Here is a 15,706-nt window from a genome sequence, read left to right as displayed (position 1 = left end):
CACCTGCGCCACAATGCACCCCATGCTCCAACTCCACGACATCCAAGCCGCCGCCACCCGCCTACAAGGCCAGGTGCTGGACACTCCCTGCGTCGAATCCAAGACGCTTTCACAGATCGTCGGTGCGCAGGTGTTTCTCAAGTTCGAGAACCTGCAGTTCACCGCCTCGTTCAAGGAGCGCGGCGCGTGCAACAAGCTCGCCCAGCTCTCCGATGAGGAACGCGCGCGCGGCGTGATCGCGATGAGCGCGGGCAACCATGCCCAGGGCGTGGCCTATCACGCCGAGCGCCTTGGCATGAAGGCCGTCATCGTCATGCCGCGCTTCACGCCCGGCGTGAAGGTCGAGCGCACACGCGGCTTCGGCGCCGAGGTGGTGCTGCATGGCGACACGCTCGAAGAAGCGCGCGCCCACGCCTACCAGTTGGCCGACGAGCGCGGGCTGACGTTCGTTCACCCCTACGACGACGAACAGATCGCCGCCGGACAAGGTACGGTGGCGCTCGAAATGCTGGCCGAGCAGCCCGATCTCGACACGCTGGTCATCGCCATCGGCGGTGGCGGCCTGCTCGCGGGCATCGCCACGGCGGCCAAGGCATTGAAGCCCGGCATCGAGCTGATCGGCGTGCAGACCGCGCGCTTCCCCGCCATGGTGAACGCGATCAAGGGCACGCAGCACGAACAGGGCACCTCGACGATTGCCGAGGGCATCGCCGTGGCCAGCCCCGGCAGGATCACGCAGGAGATCATCGCGCGCCTCGTCGACGACCTCGTGCTGGTGCAGGAAGGCGACATCGAACAGGCCGTGCTGATGCTGCTGGAGATCGAGAAAACTCTCGTCGAAGGCGCGGGCGCGGCGGGCCTGGCGGCGCTGGTGCGCTATCCCGAGCGCTTTCGGGGCAAGAAGGTCGGCCTGGTGCTGAGCGGGGGCAACATCGACCCGCTGCTGCTGGCCGCCATCATCGAGCGCGGCATGGTGCGCTCAGGGCGGCTCGCCCGCGTCAAGGTCAGCGCCCGCGACGTGCCCGGCGTGCTTGCGCAGATCACCGCCACCGTGGCGGCGGCGGGCGCGAACATCGACGAGGTCCACCACCAGCGCGCCTTCACGCTGCTGGCCGCGCAGAACGTCGAAATCGAGCTGGTGCTGCAGACGCGCGGCAAGGAACATGTGCAGCAGGTGATCGCGCAGCTGCGCGCGGCGGGCATGGAGGCCGATCTCATGTGAGCACGGGATAAACCCCGCCGCCCGGATTTCCGGCATTCGCTTAAACTCGGGCGACAGATGACAAGGCGGGCATGCAGCCCGCCTTGCATTCATTCACCCATCCATCACCGTCATTTCGCGGAACTGAACGCACGAGGAGACCACCGCATGGCCCACGATCACTCCCATCTGGCCCCCAACGCCGCCGACGTCGAGGCCGCGCACGCCACCGACGTCACCGAAACCGTGGTGCCGATCATCCCGGTCGTGTTGCCTGTGGTGGGCGCGCTGATGATGTTTCTGCTGGCGTTCATTGCGGTGAGCATGGCCTGACCGCTTCGCAAGCTCCTTCGCCAAGACCTGCCATGCAGGTCTTTTTGTTTGTGCGGGCGCTCAATTCGCCAATGAAAACACCAAGGGTTTTTACCTATCAAAATACCGCATTTAGGTGAACGACTATTTTTTGCAATTTCACGATAGTCATTGTGATGTTGCGCTTTTCCTTGTTTCGGTTCGTTGCGCAGCGGATGCGCCAACAAGTTGGCCATATGTCGAACCCAACAGGAAAAAAATATGTTCTTCACACGCGATAACGGGGCAAGAGGGCAAGAGGGAGGGCGCCTGCTGGGCAAGATCTGCAGTGGCGCTCTTGTATTGGCCGTCGCGCTTATTTCAACGGCGCACGCACAGACCACAACGTCGGCGGACTTCCGGGTACATGCCACTCAACCCGACCGCATCGAATACATAGGTGCCCGATCCGCAGTCGTTGGCGACAGTGCCGTGTTTCAACGCTGCACCTTCGGCATGAGTTGGGATGCTGGCAACGCCAAGTGCACAGGATCACCCACCGTCTTCAGCAACATAGCCGACGCGCAATCGGCGGTCGATCAGTTCAACGCCAGTTTCTCCCCTCCACTCACGGGCACCGCTTCTTGGCGCATCGCCAACGTGGACGAACTGCGCTTGCTGTTGTCCACGTCCGCCAGCTCCGCGCCCAAAACCTACGACACGCTGTTTCCCCAAACACCTGCCGACAAATTCTGGAGCAATACCAAGTTCTCCATCTCCAAAACCGTGGACACGGGCAGTTTCATCATCGACTTCGCCACGGGAGAAACCACCGTTTCGCCCACCAATGGCAAGTACATCCGGCTCATCACCGGATACGAGCCCGGCGACACCTTCGTTTTCCAAGTCGTGCCATCCGATCACAGTCTGGTGATTGACGTAGGCAGAAACGGCGATGCCAGCAATACCGGCCGGATTTTCAGCCGCTGCACGTTCGGCATGACGTGGGATGAAAGCACGCAATCCTGCACGGGCACGGCCACAGTGTTCAACACATTTAAAGACGCCGACATGGCGGTGGCGAATTTCAATGCCAGTGGTGGACAGGGTGGTTTCACAGATTGGCGCATCGCGGATCAAAACGAACTCGGCTCGCTCACACCTGGCCCAAACTATCCGCCCGCCACGGCTCCGTTCATTCACGCAATTTTCCCGCAAACCCCCGCGGCCAAATTCTGGAGCAGCAAGAGCTTCTCTATCTTCGGACAGTGGCTGATTGATTTCAACGTCCGTGGTGCGCCGGCGGCTCTCGGTACAGATGGAAAATACATGCGCTTGCTGCGCGGTGGCAACGATGTCATCGTGCTGACCGTCACGCCGCAGACCAACGGGGGCGTTGATCGCACGATTTGGCACAGTACGGTGCCGGGGGAAATGTATTTCATCGCACAGCCCGATCTTGGCTATCGCGTCAAGGGTACCCCTCAAGGCAACAACACGTGCAGGGCCAGTCGAGACCTGACCGCATGGAATCCCGACGGATCATCGAATTCCAACGCGTTCAAGATTTCCGGTGCATCCAAATCATGCAACGTCACGCTTGAATTCGAGCGCATTCCCGACATGTGGTTTGTCACCTCCGCCACCGCGCCAGTAGACGGCTCTGGAGGCACACTCGACTGCTCGCCCGGCATTGGCAAGAAGGATGAAACACTCACCTGCAACGCCGCCCCCGCGCAAGGCTGGCGCACCCAATCCATTCAAGGCTGCCAAGGCCCAGCGACCACAGAAGGCGTGAACAGCTTCACCACCGGCGCGCTTGCTGCCGATTGCGCGGTGACTGCGGCGTTTGCGCCGATCTACGGTCTGAGCCTCACCCAACCCGCCAACGCCACCATCGCCTGCACCCGCACCGACACGGGCGCTGCAGTGGTGGACGGGGACGCATTGATCTCAGGCACGCCGCTGCAATGCACGACAACGCCTGCTTCGGGCTATGTGCTCACAGGCTGGAGCGGCGACTGCGCAGCCAGCGGCAACGCGGGCACCTGCTCCTTCACGACGAGCAGCGCGGCGGCAACCATCTCGGCCACGGTCGTGAAGGCCGACAAGACCTTCTCCGGCACCACCGTTCCCGCAACCGGAGCGGGCGGCACGGCCGTTGCCAGCTTCACGGGCGGCGGCGCGGCTTGCCGCTTTGATGCCAGCGCGACGGGCTTTGTCGCAGCCCCTGCCGAGCCGCCCGAAGGCCAGACCACGCCCCAGGGCATGTTCCAGTTCAAGCTGATCGACTGCGACACCACGCCGGTCACCGTGAACATCGTCTGGCCCGGCCCCGTCAACGGCGTGCAGAAATACGGCAAGGCCAACGCCACAGCCAGCGCCAGCAGCTACTTCGCGCCCACGGCCGCGTCGGCCAGCGGCAATACGACGAGCTTCACCGTGACCGACGGGCAACTGGGCGACGACGACTGGACGCTGAACGGCGTGATCATTGACCCGGTGCTACCCACCGTGGCCGTGCCGCCCCCGCCGACGCCCGTGCCTGCGCTGAGCACCTGGGCGCTGATGCTGCTGAGCCTGTTGGCGGCCAGCTTGGGATGGCGGCAGATGCGCCGCGCACGCCCCTGAGGCGTGGGCACGCAGGCGCAGGTCCTGGCATGCCCGCATGCCGGCCTGCACCATTGCATAACCTCATGCATCGTTTGCATAGTTTTCCATCCGAAAATCAACACAAATCGGAGGCGGGTTCATAAAATTGACACCCCAGCCGACTTGCGCATGGAAGCTTTGAGCGTTGGACCGTCCTCCAACGCCCACCTCCTTCCTCTCTGATGCGCCTGCCGACGGAGCGACGAGCCGTTTTTTCAAAGGCAGTGCGCGCAACAGACTTTTCGGATCCGCGCCTCGCATGACGCTCCGCCCGGTGATGCAGATGTCTGTGCAGCCTTGCGCTTCCTTTGAAAAAACGTTTTTTCATCATTAGGAAGCCCTTCATGAACGCACCCACGATGCAAGGCCTGACCATTCAGGCACCCGCATATGTCAAGAACGCCAAGCTGATCGCCTGGGTCGCCGAAATGGCCGCTCTGTGCAAGCCTGCCAAGATCCACTGGTGCGACGGTTCCCAGGACGAGTATGAGGCCCTGTGCCAGCAGCTCGTCGACGCGGGCACCTTCAAGAAGCTCAACCCCGCCAAGCGCCCCGGCAGCTACCTCGCATGGTCCGATCCATCCGACGTGGCGCGCGTGGAAGACCGCACCTACATCTGCTCGTCCAAGAAGGAAGACGCGGGCCCGACCAACAACTGGATGGCTCCCGCCGAAATGCGCGCGACGCTGAACCCGCTGTTCGACGGCTGCATGGAAGGCCGCACGATGTACGTGGTGCCGTTCTCGATGGGCCCGCTCGGCTCGCCGATCGCGCACGTCGGCGTGGAACTCTCCGACAGCGCCTACGTGGCAGTGAACATGAAGATCATGACGCGCATGGGCAAGGCCGTGTACGACGTGATCGGCACCGACGGTGACTTCGTTCCCTGCGTGCACACCATCGGCGCACCGCTGAAGGCAGGCGAGAAGGACACGACTTCGTGGCCTTGCAACAAGACCAAGTACATCGTTCACTACCCTGAAACCCGCGAAATCTGGTCCTACGGTTCGGGCTATGGCGGCAACGCGCTGCTGGGCAAGAAGTGCCTGGCGCTGCGCATGGCGTCCGTCATGGGTCTGGAGCAAGGCTGGCTGGCCGAGCACATGCTCATCCTCGGCGTGACCAGCCCCGAAGGCAAGAAGTCGCACGTGGCTGCGGCTTTCCCGAGCGCCTGCGGCAAGACCAACTTCTCGATGCTGGTTCCACCGGCAGCGTTCGACGGCTGGAAGGTCACGACCATCGGCGACGACATCGCCTGGATCAAGCCCCAGGCCGACGGCAGCCTGCGCGCCATCAACCCCGAAGCCGGCTACTTCGGCGTGGCTCCGGGCACGAACTACCACACCAACCCGAACTGCATGGCCAGCCTCGACAAGAACGTGATCTTCACGAACGTCGCGCTGACCGATGACGGCGACGTGTGGTGGGAAGGCATGGAAAAGGACCACGAAGGCAAGCTGCCCGGTCACCTGATCGACTGGCAAGGCAAGGACTGGACTCCACAGATCGCCAAGGAAACCGGCGCCAAGGCCGCCCACCCGAACGCCCGCTTCACCGTGGCCGCGACCAACAACCCCGCGCTCGACGAAGCCTGGGACGACCCGAAGGGCGTGAAGATCGACGCCATCATCTTCGGTGGCCGCCGCTCCACCACCGTGCCGCTCGTCACTGAAGCGCGCGACTGGAAGGAAGGCGTCTACATGGCCGCGACCATGGGCTCGGAAACCACCGCCGCCGCCTTCGGCGCGCAAGGCGTGGTGCGCCGCGATCCGTTCGCGATGCTGCCGTTCATGGGCTACAACATGAGCGAGTACTTCCAGCACTGGCTGAACATGGGCGAGAAGATCGAGAAGATCGGTCAGGTCGCGCTGCCCAAGATCTACACGACCAACTGGTTCCGCAAGAACGCCGATGGCAAGTTCGTCTGGCCAGGCTACGGCGAGAACATGCGCGTTCTGAAGTGGATGATCGACCGCCTCGAAGGCAAGGCCGAAGGCCAGCAGACCGCCTTCGGCGTGGCGCCTCAGTACGCTGAAATCAACTGGACCGGCGTGGAGTTCTCTCCGGAGCAGTTCGAGAGCGTGACCAGCATCGACAAGGCCGCATGGGCCGAAGAGATGAAACTGCACACCGAGCACTTCGACAAGCTGGCCTACAAGCTGCCCAAGGAAATGCTGGAAATCAAGGCCGCGCTGGAAAAGCGTCTGGCAGCCTGATCGGCATATTCGCCTGAATCCATCCGGAGTCGTGCTGGCGAGCACCTCCGGATGCCGCATTCCAAGTCAAAAGGAGTCCTGCACCAGCCGGACTCCTTTTCTTTTTGTTACGTCTAACTGACTATCGAAACCCGCACCCTGATAACCTCCTCGATGACATTGGCGATCGCGCCTCTGTCGTTTCATCGTGTGTCGAAACCGAGGGGGAGAATTTCGAATGCCGCGTTTTCCGATTGCTCTGATCGCTGCTGTCTCAGCCTTTTCCATCCATGGTCTCGCATCCGCTCAGGGTGCGCCGGCCCTCGCACCGTATGCCGCGAGCTTCAAGGGCGACAAGGGTCTGACGATCGTCGTTGCGCCCACGGCGGACGACAAGTCGGCGCTGGTGCGCTTGAAGGGGCTCAACAATCCAGTCGATGGAGTCGTGTTTCTGGCCGACAAGGTAACCGAAGGCAAGCGCGTGAGCCTGCGCACCACGTTCGACGGCCGTCCATGGAACATGGTGATCAGCGAGGATTTCGACTCCTGGGGCGGCAGCTACCAGCGCACCGTGGCCTATCTGCCCGCCGTGCGCGACGGTGTGCCGATCTTCTATGAGGAAAAGGCCTCCAAGGGGCTGGACCTCAAGGGACTGGTCAAGACGTACGAGAAGCAGAAGAGCGACGGCGTGCAGGAAAAGCTCGCACGCTTTGACCGCGCCAGGTTCGTGAGCTCCACCGAGTCACGCCTGAAAGCGGTCGACGACAAGGCGAGCAAGGCCTGCGGCGTGCCGGTATCGACCAAAGTGAATTGGGACAGCCTCAAGGAAGACCAGCTCAAGAACCTGAGCATCGCCGGCTATTGCTCGACCATGGCCGAGGCCGTGGGCCAGACCTGCCAGCAGGAGGCCTCATTCAAGGGCAAGGCGGCCAAGTATGCGGCGATCACCTGCCAGTTCGGTGACAAGCTCAATCTGAACCAGCAGGGCGAGCGTACCGTGTTCACCACGGTCGAGGGCGCGCCGAATCAGGACGATTTCGCGCGCCAGTATCTGCGCAACCAGTAAGCGCCATCGGCGCCTGCGCGAACAAAAAAGCACTTCAACATGGAAGTGCTTTTCGCTGGACAGGCGGCGTGATCACCGCTTCGTCAGGGCTCCGAAGAGGAGCGCTCAGTCGTAACGACGAACGTTTTCCACTGCCAGGCCGTTCATCGCACGGCTCAGGTCGGCGATGCGGCGCGCTTCACGCAGCGCGCTGTTGTAATGACGCTCTTCTTCCTTGGCGCGGCGACGGGCTTCGAGCCAGTTGGTGCGGGCGAGGTTGAACGCATTCACCACGCGGTAGGTGGAGCTTCCCAGCAGCAGGAACAGGTCCAGCAGGGGAGAGTGCGCAACGGAAGAACCATTGTTGCGTGCGCGGAAAGTGCTCAGGTTTTCAGCCGCGCGCTGCACGCGCTCCAAACCCGCATGGGTGGCGTGAGCGTCTGTACGTACATAGCTTGTCATGATGTGAACCTTTGGTGTCTGCCGGGCTGTTTCGAGATGAATTCCCCGACAGAACCGTTATCATAGGGTTAACCCTAGTTCATTTCCACTTTATATTTTGAATCTCAGTCATTCACATGAGTGATGATTGCAGCTGTGACTCCTCCGTTCAATTTCCGCTCTCTTGACCTGAATCTACTGCGCGTGTTTGACGAGGTGATGGCAGAGCGCAATCTCACGCGCGCGGCCAGCAACCTCTCGATCACCCAGCCGGCCGTCAGCAATGCGCTGCGCCGTCTGCGCGACCTGCTTGCCGATGAGCTGCTGGTGCGCAAGGGCCACGGCGTCGAGCCCACACCGCGCGCGCTGGCGATCTGGCCGGTGGTGCGCCAGTCGCTCGAGATGCTGCAGCAGTCGCTGGTCCCCGACAGCTTCGACCCCGCCACGGCCACCTCGCCACTCGTACTGGCCATGGCCGACTCGACCGCCGCCACGCTGATCCCGCCGCTGGTCGAGATCGTAGAGCGCGAGGCGCCTGGCCTGGCGCTGCGGGTGGTGCCGCTGATCAACCGCGACCCACGGCATCTGCTCAACGAGGCTTCCGCGGATCTGGCTGTGGGCTATTTTCCGGCCGTGCTCGCCGATCTCACCGCCGAGGCGCAGTCGGGTGGTCTGCCCGAGTACGAAACCCGCCGCCTCTATGACGGTCAGTATGTGGCGGTGATGCGAAAAGGCCACACTCTCGCGAACGGGCCGCTGTCACTGGACGACTATTGCAACGCCCGGCATCTGCTGGTGAGCTTTTCAGGGCAGGCGTGGGGCTTCATCGACGAGGCGCTCGCGCTGTTGGGCAAACAACGGCGCATCGCCTTGACCGTCAACCAATACGCCACCGCTGCAAGAGTGGTTGCTCACTCCGACATGGTGACCGTACTGCCCAAGCACTTCGTCCCACTGACCGGCATTGCCGATCAGCTGCAGCAGCAGCCGCTGCCGCTGGATGTGACGGCCGTGCATGTGGATGCGCTGTGGCTGCGCCGCAGTCGGCATCTGGCGGCCACCGCCTGGCTGCTGGGTGCCTTCCAGCGCGCAACACATGCGCTGGCCTGACGGGGCCAGAGGTCAGTACAGACGTCGGGCCCAGCCGTCCATGTGGCGGATCACCTGCCACTGCGCCAGCCAGAGCGCGAGATATCCCCAAGACTCGAACAGCTCCTCGGCCACGATCAGCGCCGAATGCTGGATGAAAGGCAGGTGGACCAGACCGTGCCCTTCCGCCACCGTGGACAGCACGATGCAGACGACCAGCACCGCAAGACGGAACCACGGCCAGGCGTGCTCGCGCTGCAGCACCAGCAGCACGCGGCTGAATGCCTTGTTGCGCCACATGCCGATCACGCCGGTCAGCAGCAGCGCCAGGCAGACCCAAGGCACCGCCGGGCGATACCAGAGCACGCGGGAGCTGATCACCGGCCCGTGGTCATCGAACCCCATGGGAGGCAGAAAGGCCGCGCCCCACGCGAGCTCACGCCCCGCAAGGATCAGCCAGATCATGGCCGCCATCCACCAGAGCGAACGGGCGGCACGGCCGGTCTGGCGCAGCGCAGCCCAGAGCGCCGTCAGACATCCCGCCAGCAGCAGCACGACCTGCGCATTCTCGAGCGGCCCGTTTTCCCAGCCCCAGTGGCTCGGCAATGCGGCGGACAATGGCAGCGCGGACGCGACGCCCATCAGGAGAATCCCGTTCCAGAGACTGTCCGATCCATCGTGTCCTCGATTCCGTCCACCGCGCGGCGCAGCCTCAGTCAATGAAATATGTTTTATGTTTGACAAAGCAATCGGCACACAATGATTGAAAAACGCGCAAAGACTCATGATCGACGCGCTATTGTCATTTTCCCTCATTAGTAATACCTGTTTCACATGCGGCTTCAGTTCCTGTCCGACCTGCACCTCGAGACCCATCCTCGATTCCAGCCCAGCCCGGCACCGGGCGCCGACGTTCTGGTGCTCGCGGGCGATGTGGGCTCTTACCAGCAGGGCTCGCGCCTCACGGACGAATATTTCGGGCTTGAGCGTTTTTCGCCACTGCCCCAGTTCGCGCACTGGCCGACGCCGGTGATCTTCGTGCCCGGCAATCACGAGTACGACGGCCTCGATTTCGACGAGGCCCACGAACGCCTTCGCCGCAGCTGTGACAAGCTGGGGCTGATCTGGCTCGAGCGCGAGACGCTGGAGATGACGGGCGTGCGCTTCATCGGCACCACGCTCTGGAGCGACTTCGACGCACTCGCGCAGGAAGACGAGAAGTCCCACCCAGCGCGCTATCTGCAAAAGCGCGACAAGGCGTTTCGCGCCGCCAACTTCTATCTGCGCAAGACCGGCGGCACCCGGAGCGGCGAGCCGTTTCTGGCGGAGCAGATGCGCGAGCAGGCACTGGTCTGTCAGGAATGGCTCAGCCACGCGCTCAAGACGCCCAGCGACGCAGACTCGACCGTCGTCATCACCCACTTCGCGCCCAGCCTGATGAGCGCCGACCCGCGCTACGGCCTGGTGCCCGGCACCGCAGGCTTCTGCAACGCGCTCGACCACCTGCTGCCTTATGCCGATCTGTGGATCCACGGCCATCTCCATGCGCCAAGTGACTACACCGTCACCGGACCTCGCACCGACGGACACACCGGCAAATGCCGCGTGGTCGCCAATCCGCTGGGGTACGTGGTCAAGGGAGAACAGGAGACATTTCTGCCGCACCGCTGCATCGACCTCTGACCTGTCCCAATGATGTGCTCCCCACGCATTGCGATCCATCAACCGATCACCAAGTTGACTCAAGTCAAGCCCCTGATTTTCATCGGCACGTAACCTGAGGTCACTCACTCACATGGAGATAGTTGATGAAGATCCTGCTCGCAGTTGACGGAAGCCCCTACACCAAGAAGATGCTCGCCTATCTGGTGACCCACGAGGCCACGATGAGCGAATCGGTGGAATACACCGCGCTCACCGTCTGCCCCGAAGTGCCCCCCCGCGCCCGCAAGGCGCTCGGCAAGGCCACGGTGGACCAGTACTACACCGAGGAATGCGACAAGATCCTCAGCCCGGTCCTGAAGTTTCTGAAGAAGCACGCGATGAACGTGGATTCGCTGTCCAAGGTCGGCTCGGCCGGTGACACCATCGCCAAGATCGCCGAAGCCGGCAAGTACGACCTGATCATCATGGGCACGCACGGCGTGGGCGCCCTGAACAAGCTGGTCATGGGCTCGGTCAGCACCAAGGTGCTGGCCCAGTGCAGCGTGCCGGTGATGCTGATCCGCTGATCACACCGATCCGTAAACGCCAAAAGGGCCGCCACTAGCGGCCCTTTTTTCGTTCCTGCACCGCCCTTTTTCGCAACGAAGGCAAGGGCGAACATGACACGAAAGTGCAGAATGGCCGCTCTGCTCTCTTCGCTGTCGAGAATCTCCATGAAGCGACTGCTGCCCGTTCTGCTATGTCTGACCCTGCCTGGCGGCGCCGCCCTGGCCAACGCGTTCCAGCCCGTCACCCGCATCTCCTGCCCCGACGGCGACTTCATCGTCGATGCCCGCCCCTTCGAATGGAACGAAGGCGGTAGCTCGCGAGTCGCCATGCGCTACCGGTTTCGCGGCATCACGCTCGACGCCCTTCAGTACGAGCTGTACTACAAGAATCTCGATGCCTACCTGCATCAGGGCCAGCCCGCCATCTACAACCTCGGGCTCGAATTGGATCTCAGCGGCAACAGCAAGACCTACGGCCCCGACCGGGGAGACACGCTGTATCTGCCGCCCTCCCGTTTTCCAACCGCACAGGTACAGCGTCTGGCCACCTGCCTTGCGGGTCGCCAGACACAGATCCGGCGTGACATGAAACGCGCTGAAATCCACGGATCTGCCCTGCTGGGTCTGATGAAGACCCGCGCACATCCGCCAGTCACCGGCATCGCGCGCATCGTCGCGGCCGATGCGCCGCTGCTCGGCGTCTACCAAAGCAATGGCAACATGATTGTGGTCGAGCGTGACGGCCGCGTCCTACTGCACTCCAACTCCACCGTCAACAACCCCATGCATGTGGTTCAATGGGGCGAGGTGGCAACCGGCCACGCGCCCCGGACCACGCTACGTCTGCGCCGCAGCATCCAACTCAATGGAATTGACTACGACGGCCAGCATTTGCTGAAGGAAAAAGACCAGCGCGGCCACCGGCTGAAGGAAGATTTCGAGGTGCAGTGGCAATGAGCACGGACACGGCCCGACCTCCCACAATGCCGCCAGCCGTGCGGCAATTCATCACGGATGCCGTCGTCTGCGGCGACATGGCGCTGCCGTTTCACTACGGTGCGCCTGACGACTGGCAACGCCTTCAGGTCGGCTTTCGCGTTCACGGCATCACGGGGCAGGACCTGACCGGCAATGTGCCCGGCGCATGGCAGCCTGGCTGGCACGTGATCGCACTCAATGGTTTTGATGACCCGTTTTTCATCGATCTCGGCGAAGCCAGCGCGGGCTTTCCGGTGTATTTCGCGCCGATAGGGGTGGGCCGCTGGAATGCCGTCCCAGCGGCTCCCGATCTCGAACGATTCAGTGCCATGCTTCAAACGCTCGCCGCCTTGGGCGACGACGATGCGGCCGCACTCGCCTTCATCGAACCCTTTGCAACCGCAGACAACACCCTGTGGAGCGAGGTCCGCTGCAATCGCCTCGAAGCCAGATCGACACGAGAAGAAGTTGAGTCCATCCCCGCGTCTATGCCACCCACGGATCCGGATCTTTGGCAACGCGGCACGCTGCTGCTCACCCATGTGGGGCCCAACCGGCTCAAGGTCATGCATGTCCTCAAGCAGGCACTCCATCTCACGCCGACCGAAGCGCTGGCCTTGATCGGCAGGCTGCCGGTGACTCTCGGGTGCGACTACAGAATCCGCCTGCGCGGGCTGTGCGAATCGCTCACAGCGCTTGGTGCCACGCTCGAGTTCGCGCGCGATGGTGACAGCGACACGCCACCAGAGTGACGTTCACTGCTGCTCAATCACCCGCTTCTTCGGCATCTCCCTGCTGCGCCACCGCGTGCACGATGACCACATAGCCCGCCATCTAAGCCACCAACGATTGACTGGCCGCCTGCGTCAGCGCGTCCGCCAAGGCGTCCAGCACCTCGGATTCGAGATTCCAGGAATGCCAATAGAGTTGGATCGGCAGCTTGAACCCCGGTGCCAGATCCACGAGCAGACCCTTGGCGATCATCGGGGCGACCATCAACTCGGGCACCACCGTCACACCCCAGCCTGCAGCCACCGCACGCACCTGCCCCTCAGAGCTTGGCACGAAGATGCTCGCCAGCGACACCCGTTTGAGTCCGAAGCGTCGCGCGACAAACTCGGCCTGCATGTCGTCCTTGCGATTGAAGCAGATGAACGTCACGTCGCGAAAATTGTGGGCGCTCAGGCCACTTGGCAACTGGCTTCTCACGAATTCCGGCGACGCCACCGCCACATATTCCATCGCCCCGAGCGGCAACACCCGGCACCCGCGCAGCGGCTGCTTGAGCGTGGTGACGCAGCCCAGAACCTGCCCCGAGCGCAGCCATTCCTGCGTGAAATCCTGATCGTCGGTGATGATTTCGATGGGCAGGTTGCGCCGCGCGAGCGGGGTGAGCGCATCCAGCGCCCAGGTGGCGATGCTGTCCGCGTTGATAGCAATGGAGATGCGCTCCTCGTCGCGGGTGCCTCCGGGCGAACGCGGCGCCAGATCCTGCAGATCGCGCTCGAGATCCGCCCGCAGCAGGCGCATCTGCTTGGTGTGCTTGAGCAGCAACTGCCCCGCGTTGGTCGGTCGCAGCGGTCTGCTGCGTACGATCAGCACCGAGCCCACCTGCGCCTCCAGCGCCCGCAGTCGCTGCGACACTGCCGACTGGGTGACGTTCAGTCGCTGCGCGGCGCGCTCGAAGCCGCCCTCCTCGACAATCGCGGCAAGACATTCCAGCGCGGCAGTATCGTAAGTGTTCATTCGCTTCGGTGAATTGAAGTATTAGGAAAACTGATGTTTTTTGAATAACTTTAATTTCACTTTTATTTGTGCGCAATAGCCAGCACACTCGCGGTCATGAAAACCATCGTCCTCGGCGCCGGCATCATCGGCATCTCCACCGCGTGGCACCTGCTTGAGCGTGGCCATGAAGTCGTTGTCGTCGATCGCCAGCCCGATGCGGCGCTGGAGACCAGCTTCGCCAACGGTGCCCAGATTTCGGTGAGCTATTGCGAGCCCTGGGCCAATCGGGAGGCGCCGCTCAAGGCCATCAAGTGGCTGTTCGACAAGGAAGCGCCACTGCTGCTGCGCCCGCAGATGGACCCACATCAGTGGAGCTGGCTGCTCAAGTTCCTCGGCCAATGCAACGACACGGCCTTCGAGCGCAACGTCCAGCAGATCGTCGCGCTGGGCGCCTACAGCCATGCGGCGCTCAAGGAAATGATCGGCAAGACGAATTTCGAGTTTGAACGCCTCGAGCGCGGCATCGCCCACTTCTACACCGACCAGAAATCCTTCGACGCCGCCGGCGATGCCGTGGAAGTCATGCGCCGCTACGGCGTGCAGCGCCGCTTGGTCAGCAAGGAAGAGCTGTTCAAGATCGAGCCTGCGTTCAAGGCATACGGTGAGCACATCACCGGCGGCACCTTCACCAGCACCGACGAAAGCGGCGACGCTCGGGTGTTCACCCAGAAGCTCGCTCAACTCTGCGCAGAGCGCGGCGCGCAGTTCCTATACAACCACGACATCGTTCGCCTGAACAAGGTCGGCGATGCGGTCAAGTCGGTCCATGTCCGTGCCCGCACATCGGCGGACGGCGGTCCAAGCACCCTCGAACTCAAGGGTGACGCCATCGTCGTGGCCTGCGGCAGCTACACCGCCCCGATGCTGCGCACCGTCGGCATCAACGTGCCGATCTATCCCGGCAAGGGCTACAGCGCAACCTTCAGCATCCTCAAACCCGATGAGGCACCGTTCGTCTCCACCATCGACGACGGCAAGAAAGTCGCCATCAGCCGACTGGGCAACCAACTGCGCGTTGCGGGCACCATCGAGCTCGGCGGCTTCGACCACGACCTCGACTCCCCCGTCGCCCGTGCCCGCTGCCACATGCTCTCGCGCCGCATCGAAACCATCCTGCCAGGCGTCTGCGACACCCGCACACCCGAAGAGGGTGGTAATCCTCAATACTGGACCGGCCTGCGCCCCGCCACGCCAACCAACATCCCGCTGATCGGCCGCACGAAACTCAAGGGCCTCTGGATCAACTCCGGCCACGGAACCCTGGGCTGGACCCACGGCGCAGGCTCCGGCAAGGCCATGGCCGAGCTGATCTGCGGCGAACGTCCTGCAATGGCATTCAACTTCGCAGGATACGAAACCTCGCCGTCGGCCATCCACGCCACTCCGAGAACCGCTTGATCTTCTCAGAAGCAAGCAGAAATCAAAAGAAAAGCGCGAAGTAGAAATACTTCGCGCTTTTTTTGTCGCACCGGCACAGGTGCAGCGAAATGACGAACACATCTCTTCAGGCCTGTCTTGCAGCAAGTGGCCTACACCAGCGACTGATTCCTATCTCAGCACAAGACGATTGAACAAAGCGTTGTGGATGTTCGGGGATTGATATCGCCCTCTTCTGCTTGGAATTTGCTTCCCCGCAAAGCAAAACGCCCCTAACTCAAATGAGCTAGGGGCGGTTTGGGCTGTAAGAGCCTGACGATGACCTACTTTCACACGGGAGTCCGCACTATCATCGGCGCGAAGTCGTTTCACTGTCCTGTTCGGGATGGGAAGGAGTGGTACCAACTTGCTATGGTCATCAGGCATAACTTGGAGC

The 15,706-nt window shown here is 62.4% G+C and carries 14 protein-coding genes and 1 rRNA gene; 11 read left to right on the top strand and 4 right to left on the bottom strand.

The features are described 5' to 3' along the window. The first annotated feature begins 22 nt into the window (after window positions 1-22). The 5 genes from ISG32_RS13400 (at window position 23) to ISG32_RS13380 (ending at window position 7,405) form a co-directional block, all read left to right on the top strand. Window positions 23-1,222 carry a threonine ammonia-lyase gene (locus ISG32_RS13400; protein WP_194771539.1) on the top strand — a complete coding sequence of 400 codons (1,200 nt, stop codon included), beginning with the start codon at window positions 23-25 and terminating at the stop codon, window positions 1,220-1,222. Window positions 1,223-1,369: 147 nt separating this feature from the next. Next, complete coding sequence (locus ISG32_RS13395; protein ID WP_166299506.1) at window positions 1,370-1,534, top strand: hypothetical protein; 165 nt, start codon at window positions 1,370-1,372, stop codon at window positions 1,532-1,534. Between the two features lie 474 nt (window positions 1,535-2,008). Then, on the top strand, window positions 2,009-4,123 hold the full coding sequence (locus ISG32_RS13390; RefSeq protein WP_194771538.1) for an IPTL-CTERM sorting domain-containing protein: 2,115 nt from the start codon (window positions 2,009-2,011) through the stop codon (window positions 4,121-4,123). A gap of 365 nt (window positions 4,124-4,488) precedes the next feature. Beyond that, entirely contained in the window at window positions 4,489-6,360 is a 1,872-nt protein-coding gene (locus ISG32_RS13385) for a phosphoenolpyruvate carboxykinase (GTP) (protein ID WP_194771537.1), read from the top strand. A gap of 217 nt (window positions 6,361-6,577) precedes the next feature. Then, complete coding sequence (locus ISG32_RS13380) at window positions 6,578-7,405, top strand: hypothetical protein (RefSeq protein ID WP_194771536.1); 828 nt, start codon at window positions 6,578-6,580, stop codon at window positions 7,403-7,405. A gap of 105 nt (window positions 7,406-7,510) precedes the next feature. Here the strand turns inward: ISG32_RS13380 and ISG32_RS13375 are convergent, their stop codons facing one another. After that, window positions 7,511-7,846 (bottom strand): hypothetical protein, encoded by a 336-nt coding sequence (locus ISG32_RS13375; protein ID WP_194771535.1) that lies wholly within the window; start codon window positions 7,844-7,846, stop codon window positions 7,511-7,513. A 123-nt stretch (window positions 7,847-7,969) separates the two neighbouring features. Between ISG32_RS13375 and ISG32_RS13370 the strand changes: the two genes are divergently transcribed. Beyond that, the gene (locus tag ISG32_RS13370; RefSeq protein WP_194771534.1) at window positions 7,970-8,935 is read left to right on the top strand and encodes a LysR family transcriptional regulator; all 966 of its coding nucleotides are present in this window, start codon (window positions 7,970-7,972) and stop codon (window positions 8,933-8,935) included. 12 nt (window positions 8,936-8,947) lie between these two features. On the opposite strand, the gene ISG32_RS13365 is transcribed toward ISG32_RS13370, so the two are convergent. Then, window positions 8,948-9,556: a hypothetical protein gene (locus ISG32_RS13365; RefSeq protein WP_228529807.1), complete on the bottom strand. Its 609-nt coding sequence runs from the start codon at window positions 9,554-9,556 to the stop codon at window positions 8,948-8,950. A 192-nt stretch (window positions 9,557-9,748) separates the two neighbouring features. Between ISG32_RS13365 and ISG32_RS13360 the strand changes: the two genes are divergently transcribed. From ISG32_RS13360 to ISG32_RS13345, 4 genes are all read left to right on the top strand, one after another. Then, window positions 9,749-10,597 carry a metallophosphoesterase gene (locus ISG32_RS13360; RefSeq protein ID WP_194771533.1) on the top strand — a complete coding sequence of 283 codons (849 nt, stop codon included), beginning with the start codon at window positions 9,749-9,751 and terminating at the stop codon, window positions 10,595-10,597. 125 nt (window positions 10,598-10,722) lie between these two features. Further along, complete coding sequence (locus ISG32_RS13355; RefSeq protein WP_194771532.1) at window positions 10,723-11,145, top strand: universal stress protein; 423 nt, start codon at window positions 10,723-10,725, stop codon at window positions 11,143-11,145. A 147-nt stretch (window positions 11,146-11,292) separates the two neighbouring features. Continuing rightward, window positions 11,293-12,084, top strand: a complete 792-nt coding sequence (locus tag ISG32_RS13350) for a hypothetical protein (protein ID WP_194771531.1) — start codon at window positions 11,293-11,295, stop codon at window positions 12,082-12,084. After that, window positions 12,081-12,857 carry a hypothetical protein gene (locus tag ISG32_RS13345; RefSeq protein WP_194771530.1) on the top strand — a complete coding sequence of 259 codons (777 nt, stop codon included), beginning with the start codon at window positions 12,081-12,083 and terminating at the stop codon, window positions 12,855-12,857. The genes ISG32_RS13350 and ISG32_RS13345 overlap by 4 nt, the downstream gene beginning before the upstream one ends. Before the next feature lie 82 nt (window positions 12,858-12,939). Here the strand turns inward: ISG32_RS13345 and ISG32_RS13340 are convergent, their stop codons facing one another. After that, complete coding sequence (locus ISG32_RS13340) at window positions 12,940-13,851, bottom strand: LysR family transcriptional regulator ArgP (protein ID WP_194771529.1); 912 nt, start codon at window positions 13,849-13,851, stop codon at window positions 12,940-12,942. Window positions 13,852-13,947: 96 nt separating this feature from the next. Here ISG32_RS13340 and ISG32_RS13335 point away from each other — a divergent pair, with 96 nt between their 5' ends. Further along, the gene (locus tag ISG32_RS13335) at window positions 13,948-15,291 is read left to right on the top strand and encodes a D-amino acid dehydrogenase (RefSeq protein WP_194771528.1); all 1,344 of its coding nucleotides are present in this window, start codon (window positions 13,948-13,950) and stop codon (window positions 15,289-15,291) included. A gap of 289 nt (window positions 15,292-15,580) precedes the next feature. Here the strand turns inward: ISG32_RS13335 and rrf are convergent. Next, window positions 15,581-15,693: ribosomal RNA gene (gene rrf / locus ISG32_RS13330) — 5S ribosomal RNA — on the bottom strand. Between the last annotated feature and the right edge of the window lie 13 nt (window positions 15,694-15,706).

This window comes from Diaphorobacter caeni, from assembly GCF_015354245.1.
GTDB classification, from domain to species: domain Bacteria; phylum Pseudomonadota; class Gammaproteobacteria; order Burkholderiales; family Burkholderiaceae_C; genus Diaphorobacter_A; species Diaphorobacter_A caeni.
The sequence above is the reverse complement of the archived record's forward strand: the minus strand, read 5'-3'. Positions and strand labels throughout refer to the sequence as shown.